This is a genomic window from Haloferula rosea (assembly GCF_016595525.1).
GTDB classification, from domain to species: Bacteria; Verrucomicrobiota; Verrucomicrobiia; order Verrucomicrobiales; family Akkermansiaceae; genus Haloferula; species Haloferula rosea.
Genome location: NZ_JAENII010000005.1, coordinates 74,368 through 88,729, shown reverse-complemented (window position 1 = coordinate 88,729; position 14,362 = coordinate 74,368). Strand labels below are relative to the sequence as shown.

At 62.1% G+C, this 14,362-nt stretch carries 12 protein-coding genes; 8 read left to right on the top strand and 4 right to left on the bottom strand.

Annotation, left to right across the window (positions count from 1 at the left end):
- Position 1: 1 nt before the first annotated feature.
- The gene (locus JIN81_RS08300) at positions 2 to 691 is read right to left on the bottom strand and encodes a spermine/spermidine synthase domain-containing protein (RefSeq protein WP_200278465.1); all 690 of its coding nucleotides are present in this window, start codon (positions 689 to 691) and stop codon (positions 2 to 4) included.
- Positions 692 to 796: 105 nt separating this feature from the next.
- Here JIN81_RS08300 and JIN81_RS08295 point away from each other — a divergent pair, with 105 nt between their 5' ends.
- The 5 genes from JIN81_RS08295 to JIN81_RS08275 all read left to right on the top strand — a co-directional run bounded on the left by JIN81_RS08295 (position 797) and on the right by JIN81_RS08275 (position 7,148).
- On the top strand, positions 797 to 1,630 hold the full coding sequence (locus JIN81_RS08295) for a 3-keto-disaccharide hydrolase (protein WP_200278464.1): 834 nt from the start codon (positions 797 to 799) through the stop codon (positions 1,628 to 1,630).
- Positions 1,631 to 1,654: 24 nt separating this feature from the next.
- Positions 1,655 to 2,575 (top strand): DUF808 domain-containing protein, encoded by a 921-nt coding sequence (locus JIN81_RS08290; RefSeq protein ID WP_200278463.1) that lies wholly within the window; start codon positions 1,655 to 1,657, stop codon positions 2,573 to 2,575.
- Positions 2,576 to 2,644: 69 nt separating this feature from the next.
- On the top strand, positions 2,645 to 3,904 hold the full coding sequence (locus JIN81_RS08285) for a hypothetical protein (RefSeq protein WP_200278462.1): 1,260 nt from the start codon (positions 2,645 to 2,647) through the stop codon (positions 3,902 to 3,904).
- Between the two features lie 101 nt (positions 3,905 to 4,005).
- A complete protein-coding gene (locus tag JIN81_RS08280) occupies positions 4,006 to 5,205 on the top strand; it encodes a BaiN/RdsA family NAD(P)/FAD-dependent oxidoreductase (RefSeq protein WP_200278461.1) in 1,200 nt (399 codons plus the stop codon).
- Between the two features lie 44 nt (positions 5,206 to 5,249).
- Complete coding sequence (locus tag JIN81_RS08275; protein WP_200278460.1) at positions 5,250 to 7,148, top strand: ABC-F family ATP-binding cassette domain-containing protein; 1,899 nt, start codon at positions 5,250 to 5,252, stop codon at positions 7,146 to 7,148.
- A gap of 63 nt (positions 7,149 to 7,211) precedes the next feature.
- On the opposite strand, the gene JIN81_RS08270 is transcribed toward JIN81_RS08275, so the two are convergent.
- Together JIN81_RS08270 and JIN81_RS08265 are read right to left on the bottom strand one after the other, a co-directional pair.
- Positions 7,212 to 7,439: a hypothetical protein gene (locus tag JIN81_RS08270; RefSeq protein WP_234044593.1), complete on the bottom strand. Its 228-nt coding sequence runs from the start codon at positions 7,437 to 7,439 to the stop codon at positions 7,212 to 7,214.
- A 39-nt stretch (positions 7,440 to 7,478) separates the two neighbouring features.
- The gene (locus tag JIN81_RS08265) at positions 7,479 to 8,120 is read right to left on the bottom strand and encodes a hypothetical protein (RefSeq protein ID WP_234044592.1); all 642 of its coding nucleotides are present in this window, start codon (positions 8,118 to 8,120) and stop codon (positions 7,479 to 7,481) included.
- A 114-nt stretch (positions 8,121 to 8,234) separates the two neighbouring features.
- On the opposite strand from JIN81_RS08265, the gene JIN81_RS08260 reads away from it, so the two are divergent.
- Positions 8,235 to 9,392 carry a class I SAM-dependent rRNA methyltransferase gene (locus tag JIN81_RS08260; protein ID WP_200278457.1) on the top strand — a complete coding sequence of 386 codons (1,158 nt, stop codon included), beginning with the start codon at positions 8,235 to 8,237 and terminating at the stop codon, positions 9,390 to 9,392.
- 308 nt (positions 9,393 to 9,700) lie between these two features.
- Positions 9,701 to 11,785 carry a DUF5722 domain-containing protein gene (locus tag JIN81_RS08255; RefSeq protein ID WP_200278456.1) on the top strand — a complete coding sequence of 695 codons (2,085 nt, stop codon included), beginning with the start codon at positions 9,701 to 9,703 and terminating at the stop codon, positions 11,783 to 11,785.
- A 1-nt stretch (position 11,786) separates the two neighbouring features.
- Here the strand turns inward: JIN81_RS08255 and JIN81_RS08250 are convergent, their stop codons facing one another.
- Positions 11,787 to 13,877, bottom strand: a complete 2,091-nt coding sequence (locus JIN81_RS08250; protein WP_325100863.1) for a DEAD/DEAH box helicase — start codon at positions 13,875 to 13,877, stop codon at positions 11,787 to 11,789.
- Positions 13,878 to 14,017: 140 nt separating this feature from the next.
- Between JIN81_RS08250 and ppnP the strand changes: the two genes are divergently transcribed.
- Positions 14,018 to 14,332, top strand: coding sequence for a pyrimidine/purine nucleoside phosphorylase (gene ppnP / locus JIN81_RS08245; RefSeq protein WP_200278454.1), 315 nt, complete (start codon positions 14,018 to 14,020; stop codon positions 14,330 to 14,332).
- Positions 14,333 to 14,362 lie beyond the last annotated feature (30 nt).

The window sequence follows — 14,362 nt, the reverse complement described above, 5'->3', positions numbered from 1 at the left end:
CCTACTTCGGCCGCGCCACGTAGATCCGGTGGCGGAATTGCTTCGACCGTTCGTGCGGCTTCGTCTTGGTCTCCTCCACGTGGAACCCGGCCTTCATGAGTGACTTCACGAACTTCGGCATTGGTGCGCCGAGCCAGTAGGCGAGGCATCCACCCGGGTTCAGGGAGCCCTTCAACTTGGCGAGAAACGACTGGGTGTAGAGCTTGCTGTTGTCCTCCGTGATGAGCATCTCAGGGGTGTCATCGATATCGATGAGGATGGCGTCGTAGCGATCCTCCGGACGCTTCGGCAGGCAGTCGTAGAGGTCCGCCAGATGGACGTGGGTCCTCGGGTCATCCATGAGCGGACCATTGTGCTCGGCGAGGAAGGTCCGATTCCACTCGATGATTTCGGGAACCAACTCGGCGACGTCGACGTGAGCCGGACGACCCACCACCTCCAGCACCCGTTTCAGGGTGAACCCCATGCCGAGACCACCAATCAGCACCCTCGGACAGGCGGGACGCTTCGGCGCCCCTTCCGCAATCGCCTGACAACCCAGATCCGCCAATTGCTGCTCGGAGTACGTCAGCGACGTGCTCATCAGCTCCAGACCGTTGTACTTCAGATAGAACCGGCCGTCATGTCGGTGGAGCGAATACAGGGTACCATCGTCCAATCGGACCTCGGCGAGTTGCACATACGGCTTCATGCGGCGACCATTGCCGAAACCACGGGACAAACAAGGCCAACCCGCCCGCTGGCCGCTTCCGTCCTCCAGCCTTGATTCCCCACGCACCTTCCGCAAACATGGTTCATGCTCACTACCACGCGGATTCTCCTGACTTCGACCGCCCTGCTGACCTGCGCGTCGGCCGAACCCGTGATCAAGAAGGAGATCCGGATCGAGAACGACAAGAAGGTCGAATACATGTTCATCGACGGCATCAAGGTCCACGAGACGGACCCCGCCAAACAACCGCAACCCAAGGTCGTCACCCCTCCGCCCTACGATGCGGAAAAGGCCAAGGCCCCGGCATCCGCCAAGGTGCTCTTCGATGGCTCCGCCGAGTCGATGGCGCAGTGGGTACCGACCAAGAAAGGCGACAAGGAATGGAAGCTCGTCGATGGCGCGATGGAGTCGGTCAAGGGCGCCGGCTACATTCAAACCAAGGAAGAGTTCGGATCCTGCCGCCTTCATCTCGAGTTCGCCACTCCCGCGAAGGTCAAGGGTGCCGGCCAGGGACGTGGCAACAGCGGGCTCTTCCTGATGGGCATCTATGAAGTCCAGATCCTGGATTCCTACGAGAACCAGACCTACCCCGATGGACAGTGCGGTGCGATCTACGGCCGGGCCGTCCCGAAGGTGAATGCAAGCCGCCCACCCGGAGAGTGGCAGACCTACGACATCACCTTCCACCGCCCCATCTTCGACAAGGATGGAAAGGTCACCCGCAAGGCACGCTTCACCGTCATCCACAACGGCGTGACCATCCATGATGACGTCGAACTCTCCGGCGGCACGGGCTGGCGTGGACCTCACTCGGTTTCCGAATACAAGGCCCACGGCGACAAGGGACCCATCGCCCTGCAGGACCACGGCAATCCGGTGAGATTCCGGAACATCTGGATCGAGGAGATCGAAGACTGAGTCCCTCTCCTCACCCAACCCATCATGGCCTTTGGAAGTCTCCTGACTCTGTTAGACGACATCGCGTCGATCCTTGACGACGTGTCGGTCATGACCAAGACGGCGGCATCGAAGACCGCCGGTGTGCTGGGTGACGACCTCGCCCTCAATGCGCAACAGGTCAGCGGCGTTGTCGCCAAGAGGGAGCTGCCCGTCGTCTGGGCCGTCGCCAAGGGATCCTTCGTCAACAAACTCATCCTCGTCCCGGTTGCACTCGGCATCAGCGCGGTGGCCCCGTGGTTGATCACACCTCTCCTGATGGTCGGCGGCACCTACCTGTGCTTCGAGGGCACCGAAAAGCTCATCCATCACTTCTTCCACCGCAGTAAGAAGATGCCGGAGCAGGTCGCGAAGGAACTCGCTGCCCCACCCGCCCCGGTTGACACGGAGAAGGCCAAAGTCAAGGGCGCCATTCGCACGGACTTCGTCCTATCCGCCGAAATCATCGCCATCACGCTGGGCATCGTCGCCGACTCGACCTTCTCCACCCAGCTCCTCGTCCTGTCCATCATCGCTGTCGTCATGACCGCCGGGGTCTATGGACTGGTCGCCGGGATCGTGAAGCTCGATGACCTCGGGCTTCATCTCAGCCAGAAAACCGGGGCCGCCTCCCGCTCCATGGGCCGCGGCATCCTGTGGTTCGCACCCTTCCTGATGAAGGGCCTGACCATCGTTGGCACGGCTGCCATGTTCCTCGTCGGTGGAGGCATCATTGCCCACGGTCTCCCTTGGCTGCATCACTCCATCGAAGGCATGGTCCACAAGATCGGGGCCATCGAAGATGTCGGCACCTTCCTCAGCGCCCTCTCCGAAGCCCTACTCAACGGAGTCGTCGGACTCGCCACCGGGGCCATCGCATGGCTGGTGGTCACGGGCGTGCAGAAGGCTCGCGGCAAAAGCCATTGAGTCCGGCCCCTGCGAAGAATGAGTCTGCACCCTTGACACCCATGAGGCGAAAGGTCGATGCATGGTGGCATGAAAACACCAATCCTGACCGGCTTTGCCTGCGTCGCCCTCACCTCCTTCGCCAGCGCCCTGGAGGCGAAGGCCTTCGAAGTGGCCCCGGTCCTTCAGGCATCCCAAATCCTGCCCGCCGAACTCCTTCAGGGCCCCCACCACCGGGTCCGTGAGATGGCGCCCAGCGATGGATACCTCACCCACTACACCATCGATTCCGACTTCGGCGTGTTCAAGTGCGTCGGCCGACGTCAACTCGAAGAGAGAGTCCAGGAACTCGGCGCCATCGCCAAGCTGGCCGCCGTCAGCAAGAGCGACCTCTTCGCCGATGGACTCAAGAAATCCGTCGAGGCACCGATTGATGCCGTGAAGAACATCGTCGACGACCCCCAGGAAGCCATCAAACAGGCACCGAAAACCGTCGGCCATTTTTTCAGCAAAGTGGGTGACTCGATCGGCAACGCCGCGCGCAAGGTCGGGCGTAAGATCGACGAGTCCGGTGAAGAAGAAACCAGCGAGGCACTTGCCGACACCGGACGCGGCATCGGCGAAGCCGCCAAGAGCGTTGCCGGGTTCGATCTCGCCAAGTTGGACACCGCCCGCCAACTCGGGGTCGACCCCTACTCGGATAACCAGCGCCTTCAGGACGAGATGGAAAAGGTCACCTGGGCCTTCTTCGCCGGCGGCCTTCCTCTTCGGGTCGGAGCCGCCGCGGCATCAGGAGGAGCCTCCGTCGCCCTGACAGCCACCAAGGCAGTGGGCCTTCCCGAGGACATCTACGACACCACGCCCGGCGAACTCAACCTGCGCGATCGCGAAGCGCTCGTCGCCATGGGAGTCTCGGAAACGGTGATCAATGAAGTGCTCCTCAACCCCGCCATGACCATCTCGCTTCGTCACTCGATCGTGGAGTCCTTGAAGAAACTGCCCGCCGGCCCCGCCAAGGCGGAGGTCATCGGCATCGCCCAAGGACTGGCGGAAGTCCGCCAGGTCGAGTTTCTCAACCAAGCGCTGGAAGAGCTCATCAAGCGGCACCGCCTCGCCCCCTATCAGGAACTCAAGGTCTTCGGTCGTCTCCCGGCCGGCATCACGGCGGATGGAGTCATGGAAGTTCCGGCACCGGTTGATGAAGTCTTCTGGACCGCCCAGGTCGCCGAGTTCGCAGGCCGACAGGACCTGGGCGCAGGCAAGCGTCGCCTTCTCCTCGGTGGTTCACTCAGCCCCGCCGCCAGCGCCGGCTTCCAATCGACCGGTTGGGAAGTGGTCGCCGTGCCTTGATAGCGCCATCCAGCCATGAGCCGAAGGAAGGCTCTTCCGCTTCCCTTCTCCCTGTGACCCCCGGGCTTGAACCCGGCGACCGTCACCAGCACCCTCCTCCGGTGCCCGAATCTCCGAATATCGCCATCATCGGCGGAGGCCCTGCAGGTCTTCGTGCGGCAGAAGCTTGTGCCGCTGGCGGTGCCAAAGTCACCGTGTTTGAAGGCAAGCGATCGGTGGGACGCAAACTCCTCGTGGCAGGCTACGGCGGGCTGAACATCACGCACGGGGAGGACCTCGATCAGTTCGTCACCCGCTACTCGGGCCCCGGCATGCCCGCCGAACATTTTGCCCGGATCATTCGCTCGTTCTCACCGACCGACCTGCGCAACTGGGCCGCCCAGCTCGGCATCGAAACCTTCGAGCAACGAACCGGACGCGTCTACCCGAAGGAAATGAAGGCCGCCCCCCTGCTGCGAAGGTGGGTGGAGAGACTCCGCAAACAAGGCGTCCTATTTCAGGTCAACCACACCCTCACCTCGCTCGATGCCAACGAGCAGGTCACGCTCCAGTTCAACCACGGTGATCCACTTGTCTTCGACGCCGCGATCCTCGCGCTGGGTGGTGCCTCGTGGTCGAAAACCGGGTCAGACGGCAAGTGGACCTCGCTCCTGCAAAGTCATGGCATCGTCATCACCCCGCTCCAACCCGCCAACTGCGGATGGGAAGTCGACTGGCCCGCGGAGCTCGTCGGCCGCATCGAAGGCCAACCGATGAAGAACCTCGCCGTGTCGGCCGGCCCGATCCGGATCCAGGGCGAGTTGATGCCCACCCGCTATGGCTTCGAGGGAGGCGCCATCTATCAACTTGGTCCGTTTCTTCGCGAGATGCCGGCACCGGTCATCGAGATCGACCTGAAGCCGGAGGTCCCCCTTGAGGGGCTGCTGCGCAAGATGGAGAGCGTGCGGAAGGACTTCCTCGACAATGCATGTGAGCGACTGAAGCTCACCCGCCACGCCGCGCTGATCCTCGATCATGTCGCCGGGCCCTTCGACAATGTGGACACCCTTTGCCGCGCCGTGAAGGGACTCGTCATCCCGCTCACCCGACCGCGGCCCATCGACGAGGCAATTTCCTCGGCGGGCGGCATCGCCTGGAGCGAGCTCGACGACTCCCTGCAGCTTCGCCGGCTTCCCGGCGTCTACGCATGCGGGGAAATGATCGACTGGGAAGCACCCACCGGAGGCTACCTCATTCAGGGATGCTTTGCCACGGCCACCCATGCCGCCCGCGGCGCCCTGAAGTTGGCCGATCAGGAGTGATGCGGGTTGCAATGCAGCGCTCACTGGCCGTTGATCTCGCCCGCATGTCCGCTCTCCTATCCGCCAACGAAATCCGGCTCGCCTACGGACCCCAGACCCTCCTCGATGGTGTCACCCTGGCCGTCTCGGCAGGAGAGAAGGTCGGACTGGTCGGCCGCAACGGATGCGGCAAGACCTCCCTGCTCAAGATCCTCGCCGAAGAGTCGGCCCCGGACTCGGGTGACATCTCTCGTCGCCGCCAGTTGCGGGTCGGATACCTTCCCCAGGAGTTCGAGTTGGATCCGACTCGATCCATCCACGAAAACATCGCCGCCGGAGCAGCCGATGTCGTCGAGGCCATCCGCAGATACGAGGAAGGCGACGGCAGCGAAGACGAGCTCGCGGAACTCCTCCACCTCATCGAGCATGCCGACGGCTGGAACCTCGATGCCCGGATCCAGTCCTTGGCCAACAAACTCGGCACCCCACCTCTCGAGTCCGAAACCGGCCCGCTCTCGGGTGGAGAAAAACGCCGCGTCGCCCTGTGCCGGGCGCTCGCATCCCAACCCGACCTGCTCCTGCTCGATGAGCCAACCAACCACCTCGATGCCGACTCCATCCGCTGGCTTGAGGACTTCCTCAAAACCTACACGGGCGCAGTAATCTTCGTCACCCACGACCGCTATTTCCTCGATGTCATCGCAACCCGCATCGTCGAGATCGATCACGGCACCGCCTTCTCCCACCCGGGCAACTACACCGCTTTCCTCGAGGCCAAGGCAATCCGCCAACAGATCGCCAGCCAGACGGAACGTCGACGCCAGCGCTTCCTGCGCGAAGAGCTCGAGTGGGTGCGGGCCGGCGTCAAGGCGCGCACCACCAAATCCCGCCATCGCCTCGACAAGTTCTACGAGATCGATGGGATCGAAGCCCCTCCCGAAGAGCGCGAGATGGACCTCCTCATCCCCCCGCCGCCGGAGTTGGGCAATACCGTCGTCGAACTCGAGAAAGCCGGCGTCAACGTCGGCAGCGAGCAGTCGCCCCGTTGGCTGTTCCGCAAGCTCGACCTCATACTCCGCCCTGGCCAATGCACGGGCATCGTCGGACGCAACGGCGTCGGCAAGACCACTCTCCTCAAGCTGTGCCTCGACCAGATCCAGCCCAGCGAAGGGAAAGCCACTCTCGGAAAGCGGGTGAAGGTGAACTACATCGACCAAACCCGCATGGTTCTCGATGGATCAGGATCGCTTCTCGATGAAGTCGCCGACGGCAACGAAAAGCTCCACTTCGGCAACGAACTCCTCGGAGCTCGTGCCTACCTTCGGCGCTTCCTTTTCTCCGATGACCGGATCAATGAACGGGTCGACCTCCTCTCCGGTGGCGAGCGTGCCCGGCTCATGCTCGCCAAGGTCCTGAAGACCGGCGGCAACCTCCTCGTCCTCGACGAACCCACCAACGACCTGGACCTCCCCTCGCTGCGCATGCTTGAGGAAGCCCTCGCAGACTTCCCCGGCAGCGTGCTGGTCGTCTCCCACGACCGCTACTTCCTCGACCGCGTCTGCGACCAAATCGTCGCCTTCGAGGACTCGGGCGTGCACATCACTCCGGGCAACTACTCGTATTACCTCGAGAAGCGGCAGCAGCGGGAGAACGCCGAGCGAATCCAAGCCGCAGCCGCCGCGCGCGACGCGGAAGCCCGCCGCAAGGCCACCCAGCCGCGCCAGGCAAAGCCGCGCAAGCTGACCCTCGCCGAGCGCAAGGAACTCAAAGGCATGGAAGAGCGCATCATGGAGGCCGAGGCCGAGGTCGAAGCCCTCGAAAGCAAACTCAACGACCCCGCATTCCAAGCGGAGAATTTCAACGAGGTCCCCAAGGTCGTCGAGGCACTGGACACCGCCAAAACCCGCGCCGCCGAACTCTACAATCGGTGGGAAACCCTCGAGGAACTGGCTGCGAACTCCTGACCCATCAGCACCGCAGCCAACGGAACAAAAACTACGACATCCACCGTAATTTAAGAAATCGCACTACCATCCGCTCGATCCATCTCCCGGCTCGGAAACCGCTTTCGACGCGCGATTCCGACACCCCGAGCGGGCCACAAGATAAAACAGAATTCCGAGCCCTGGAATGGTGATCAGGAAGAAGTTGACCACCCGACCAGGGAAATCGTCCTCATACCGACAAAGATAGACTCCGTAGAGGACACACGACGTGAGCTGCAGGAGAGCGATCAGCGTCAGAAGGGCTACCATTTCCATGACATCATCGGAATCACCCGGAAGTCAGCGCCCTCACTCCCCTTGCTTCTCGTTGATCACATCCGGTTTCACGATGTTTGCATCGAGGATCCGCGGCTGCCTGCCCGATAGCGACAGGGTGCCGTTGACGGTCACCCAATTCCCGCGGCGGAGCTTCAGCAACGACTCCCGCTCCTCCTCACCGAATACCGCCGTCACATTGAGCTGACTGTAGCTGCCACCGCCACCGCGATGACGAATGCCGTAGGTGATCACGAAATCGGCCACCAGTTCATCGCCCGGTCCAGAGCTCACATCCTCGAGTTTCATCGTCCATGCCACCGGGGCACCATCTGCCCGCTCGCGAAAGTTCTCCCTCGCCAATTCCGTGGCCGTCGTGTCGATGGTCGAAATCAGATAGTGGTCCCGTGAGACTGCATCACCCGGCTTCAGCGGCTCGAATACCGGCCAGTCCGACTCGTCGTAGAGCAGCCGTCCGTCCTCATCGAGAGAGGCAATGGCGGAATCCCGGATCGCAGCCGACTGGGCCATCGCGACCTTCTCCTCCACCTCCATCTTGCGCGCCGAGAACATCCAGTAGAAACCGAACACCGCGAGCACGATGACTCCGAGGATCAGCAAGCCCCCGATCAGCGCGGCGATCCCACACCCGGACATTTTCTTTTTCTTCTGCATGAGAACTAGAAGACACCCCACCCCGCAGATATGCCATTCCAAATTCGCCCGCGAATTCTCCCCCGGCCGGTTTTCGGCGTTTCATGTTCGGAAATCGATGCTCATCCTCGCCGCGTGCCGACCGTTTCGATCAAGACCGTTTCCTTCCACCCGTCCATCTGGCCGAAGATGATCGGCGAGGTGTCCCCCGACGCCAAACCCGGGGACCTCGTGGAGGTGCTCGACAAGCAGGGCGAGACCTTCGGTTGGGGATTCTTCAATCCCCGCTCAAACATGCCGCTGCGCATCGTCAGCCACGGCAAGGACCCGATCGACGAGGATTTCTTCATCGATGCCATCCGCGATGCCGCCGAACTTCGCAAAGGAATCTTCCACTTGGGCGAACACACCTCCGCATACCGCTGCATCCACGCCGATGCCGACCGCCTGCCCGGCCTGGTCGCGGATCGCTTCGGCGACATCCTTTCACTCGAAATCACCACCCTTGCCGCCTGGCAACGGCTCGACACCTGGATCCCCGCCCTGCACGAAGCCTTTGGCACCGAGCGCACCCACATCCAGATCGATCCGAAGCTCGCTCGGATCGAGTGCATCCCGACCAAACAGGCCCACCCCCTCGCCACTCCCGGGATCCGCAAAGTGAAGATCGATGAACATGGGGCCACCTTCGAAATCGACTTCGCCGAGGGCCACAAGACCGGCTTCTTCTGCGATCAGCGCGACAACCGACTGCGACTCGCCAAGCTGGCAAGCGGCAGGTCCATGCTCGATCTTTGCTGCTACTCAGGAGGCTTCAGCGTCCACGCCGCCAAGGCCGGAGCCAAGGAAATCCATGCGGTCGATCTCGACGAGAAGGCCATCGCCATGGCCCAACGCAATGCCAACCTCAACGGTACGCGCATCAAGTTCACCCACGCCGATGCCTTCACCTGGGCCCGAACCATGGTGGAGAACGGGCGCGAATGGGACCTCGTGCTCGCCGACCCTCCGAAGTTCGTGACCGGCAGGGACGACGAGAAAGGCCGTGGCAAATACCACGACCTCAACAAGCTCGCCGCCCAACTCGTTCGACCCGGGGGCTTCCTTGTCACCTGCTCATGCTCGGGCATGCTCAATGAGTTCGAGTTCGAGAAGCTCGTGACCACCGCCGTCCACAAGCTCGGTCGACGCCTGCAGATCTTCGACCGCACCGGCCCCGGACCCGATCACCCGACGCTCTCCAATTACCCCGAATCCCGCTACCTCAAGGTAATCTGGGCGCGCGTTTGGTAGACGTTCCAAGAAGTGCCATCATCGAGGCGCTCAGGAGCTCTCCCTGACGGCGAGCGTCACATCCTTGATGCCCGATTGCTGCGCCAATCGCACGAACCGTACGAAGGGTGCCGCGGGTCGATTAGCCGCCACCCGCATCATTCCCTCCCAGAACGGTTGGCCACCGGACTTTCTTGGGCCATGCGTCCACTAGCCTGAAAATTAGGAGCCACCACGGAATGCCCCACCCGAACGATTCATGAAATGTGGCCACCCAGCCCCCCGTAGAATCGCCCATCAGGAAACGTTTCCTTTACTACCCAGTCATCATGTCAATCTCTCGCCTTCTCGTCGTCCTCAGCGCGGCTCTCACTTTGGGGGCTACTGCCGCACCCGCTGGAGCCCCACTCGATGTGCGCAGCGCCGTCGAGGGAACCAAGCAATTCAAGATTACCGAAGCGGGGATGATCGAAATCACCGGCCCCCATTCGATCATCGTAACACCCAGCCAAGCCGCGAAAGGCCAGAACCTGGTACTCTCGATGGACTACTTCTGCGTCGGTGGGATGCCGACCTACGCCGTCCTCCCCGGGCCACCTTTTGAGCCGAGAACCGCCCGCTACCTCCCCGAGCTGACCCACAGCGAAGCATGGACCCCCTACGTGGCGCGCCTGAGCCAGCCCGGCAAACCCCTGCCAGCCGGCTGGAACGCGCTTCGGCTGGATCTCCCCCTCCCCGCAGGCCGGGTGCTCCAACTCCGGAACATGCAGATCCGTGCCGAGCGCCCCGGCGACTTCAAGGCCAAATCATCCCGGCCCTCTGCCTCTTCCGAACAAGCCCTCCGCGACTACCTGAACCTGGACTTCCCGGCGACCATCGAGTCCGTGGAATTGACCGAAAGCAGCGTGATCGTTCGCGGAAGCGCACCCGCAGGCGAAGGCGAGCTGATGCTTGCCGACATCCCCATGGATCTCCTGATCGAGGACCCCGCTTGCTTTGAAACACTCGTCGCCATCCAGACGGCCGACGACGGCCGGTTCGAAACCGAGCTACCCCGGAAACGCAAGAGATCGAACCGGGACTACGACCGACTGACGTCGCGCTGGCAACTGGTTCGCAAGAACGGGGAGCTCATCACCCCGGTTTCCCACGCACGCTACGCGGAAAAGGTCGCCTGCATCCGTCCCGGGCTCGCCGCTGAAAAACCGCGCCATAAGAAGGGCCTCGGCGGCTGGAGCCATGGACGACTGCCGAACGAACTCGAGGAACTCGACATCTCGGCCGTCACCGTGAACATCCTGGCTCACACCGTGCTGTCCCCCACTGCCGGCCCGAACACCCGACCCTTCCAGTGGCAAGGCCGGACCTACCACGCCAACGAACAGGTTCTGCAGCGCTACGACAGAACCCTCATCGAGGCCGCCAAACACAAGGCCGTCGTCTCCGGGGTGCTGCTCGTGTCCAATCCCGCTCGCGGAGGCAATGCCGTGGTCCGCAAGCTGGGCCACCCGGACGCCGTGAAGGAAGGCACCTACGCCCACCCCGACGTCGTTTCAGAAGAGGGCATCGGCATCTACGGCGCCATCATCCACCTGATGACCGAGCGCTGGACCCGCCCGGATGGCAAATACGGCCGCCTCCACCACTGGATCATCCACAACGAGGTCGACGCCGCATGGACGTGGACCAACGTCGGCGAGAAACCCGCCCTTGTCTTCATGGATCTCCATCAGCGCTCGATGCGGCTCGTGGATCTCATCTCCCGCCAGTACGACCCCCATAGTCGTCCATTCATTTCACTGACGCACCACTGGGCAAAGGCCGGCACGCCCCGCTTCTATGGCTCCAAGCAGATGCTCGATCTCCTCGCCACCTACTGCCGTGTCGAGGGCGACTTCCCGTGGGCCCTTGCCTACCACCCCTATCCCCAGAGTCTACGGGTTCCGACGACATGGAAGGACCATCAGGCAACCTTCGAATTCGAAACCGACAAGGTCACACCACACAACCTGGAAGTCCTCGATGCCTACATGAAGCTTCCACGCTTCCTCTATCAGGGACAAATTCGTCCAATCCACCTGACCGAGAACGGATTCAATTCACCGACCTACTCGGCCAAGGACCTGACCGAACAGGCGGCGGGCATGGCCTACGCGTGGAAGAAGATGGCGAAGATCGACTCCATCGAAGTCTGGCACTACCACAACTGGATCGACAACCGCCACGAAGGAGGACTCCGCATCGGTCTCCGCAAGTTCCCTGATTTCAAGGACGACCCTTACGGAAAGAAACCGATCTGGCACCTCTACAAGGCATTCGCCACCCCCCGTGAGGATGAAGTCGCCGCGCCCTACCTGAAAACCATCGGGATCGAGTCGTGGGATGCCGCCCACCACACGGGACCCATCCGCTGACTCATTGCGAGGCCTCCAGTTCCCTGAGCTTCTGCCACTCGTCGAGGAGACTGGAGTCCACCCCGCGCACCAGCTTCTCGAGAAAGGTTTCCATCTCCTCGACCTCCGGTGTCTTCGCCGCCGGCGGGACAGTTTGCGCCAGCACCTTCCACACCTCCGACAGGTGCCGTAGCAGGACCCCTTCACTGCGCTCCAGGCCGTAGCGTTTCACGTAGTCCTCGAAGCTCTCATGGCGCTCGACCATCTCCCGGGCAATCGACTTCGGCCGCACCCCGGCCTCCCGTGCCCATGGGTGCTCGATCACGAACTCGTTGTAGGTCGCATAGATGAATTCCTTCCCGGGTTTGGGGATCTCCACCTGTTCCAGCAACTCCATCCGCTCGTCGTACTCGACCCCATCCGCCTTGAGTTCCGCAAGCAACTCCCCCTTGGCCTTGTCCAGCTGCTTGCGGACCACGGCCGTCGGATCCTCAAGGATGGCTTCCACCAGTGACAACAGATTCACCGGATACTCCGCATCCTCCACCTCGAGCTGCGGGATCGCATCCAGCAACCACAGGCCCAGCGCCTGGTGCATCGAGAAATCCTCCTGCATGTCGATATGGAGCTCCACTTTCCATGGACCTTCCCGCTCCTCCTTCGGCACGATCGTCAGCACCCCACCCTGGACCAGCCCCTTGAAGAGGGCAAAGGCACGCCGTCGGTGATCGCGCTTCTTGCTCGGCGTCTCGTGGCACTCGTTGATCAGCCGCCGCATTTCCGCGCAGCCGTCGAGATCACGCCGCCCCAGCACTTCGAGCAGCATCCCGTGGCTCACCCGGAAACTCGATACCAGCTTCTCGGGCGGAGCGCTCTGGAGCTTGAGGTAGGTCTTCTCATCCCAGTTCACAAATCCCTTCTCCGGGGGCTTCTTTTTCATCGCCTTGCTCTTTTTTCCCTTCGCAGCCGCCTTCTCTTCGGCGCGCAGGTTCTCGATCACATGCTCCGGCGCCTGCGCCACGACATAGCCCACGTCATCAAATCCACGCCGCCCCGCACGCCCGCAGATCTGACGGAAATCACGCACCGCGAGAATCTTCGTACTCTCACCGCCGTACTTGAAGAGCTGGGTGAACACCACCGTGCGGATCGGCACATTCACCCCCACCCCGAGCGTATCCGTTCCGCAGATCACCTTGAGCAGCCCGCGCTGCGCCAGCTTCTCGACCAACACCCGGTACTTCGGCAGCAGACCGGCATGGTGGATACCCAGACCATGACGGAGCAATCGCTTCATCTCCTTCCCATATGGACTGCGGAAATCCGCATCCTCCAACACCTCGGCAATCTGCGCCTTCTCATCCTTGGTGCAGAAATTCCTGCTCGTCAGACGCTGTGCCGTCTCAGCGCAGGAACGCTGTGTGAAGTGGACCAGATAGATCGGTGCTTTTCCTCCCTCGGCCAGTTCCTCGACCTTCTCCTCCAGCACGGTCGTGCTGTAGTCGAACTCCAGCGGCACCGGACGCTCCTCCGATTTCACCAAGGCCGTCGGCAGACCGTTCAGTTCCGTCAGCCCACGCTCGAAGAAGATCGTCTCACCCAAGGTCGCCGACATCAGAAGAAACTGAGCTTGGGGCAAGGTCAGCAGGGGCACCTGCCACGCGACCCCCCGTTCACGGTCCGAGTAGTAGTGGAACTCGTCCATGATCACATCGTCGACCGCCGCCAACGCACCCTCGCGCAGCGCGAGGTTCGAAAGGATTTCCGCCGTACAACAGATCACCGGCGCATTCGGATTCACCGTCGCATCCCCCGTGATCATCCCCACCTTCTCCGCGCCGAAGGTCTTGCACAGGGACAGGAACTTCTCGTTGGCCAGCGCCTTGATCGGCACCGTGTAATAGGACCGACGCCCCTGGCACACGGCCCTGAATTGCTGCGCCAGCGCAACCAGTGACTTCCCCGATCCCGTCGGCGTGTTGAGGATCACGTTCTTCCCCGCATACAGCTCGAGAATCGCCTCCTCCTGATGGTCATACGGCTCGATCCCCGACTCGATCATGAAATCGAGGAACGCCCCGAGCACCTCATCGTTCGAGTCCCTGTCTGCCACCCTGTCTGGATCAAGTGCCGCCATGAGCTGCGGACCCTGACCCAGCTCAGCCGGTCTGCAAAGGGTTTACCCCCCAGACACCCCGCGCCCCCTCCACAATTGTCTTTGCCGATCGCACCTCCCCCAACTATGGGCTCCGCATGGAATTCACCAACGTCACCGCATCCGCCCTCGCGAACATCTACTTCGACGGAAAAGTCATCTCCCACGCCATCACCACCGCCTCCGGTGAAAAGAAGACCCTCGGCGTGATCCTCCCGGGCAGCTACCACTTCGGCACCGAAGCCGCCGAGCGCATGGACATCGTCGGCGGCCGTTGCACGGTCATCCTCGACGACAGCGAGGAAACCCTGAATGTGGAGTCAGGCTCCCACTTCGACGTTCCAGCCAACTCGGGCTTCACGATCAAGGTCGAGGACGAAGCCTGCCACTACGTCTGCTCGTTCCTGAGCTGAGCTGCCAAAAAAAAATTGGGGGACGGCGAC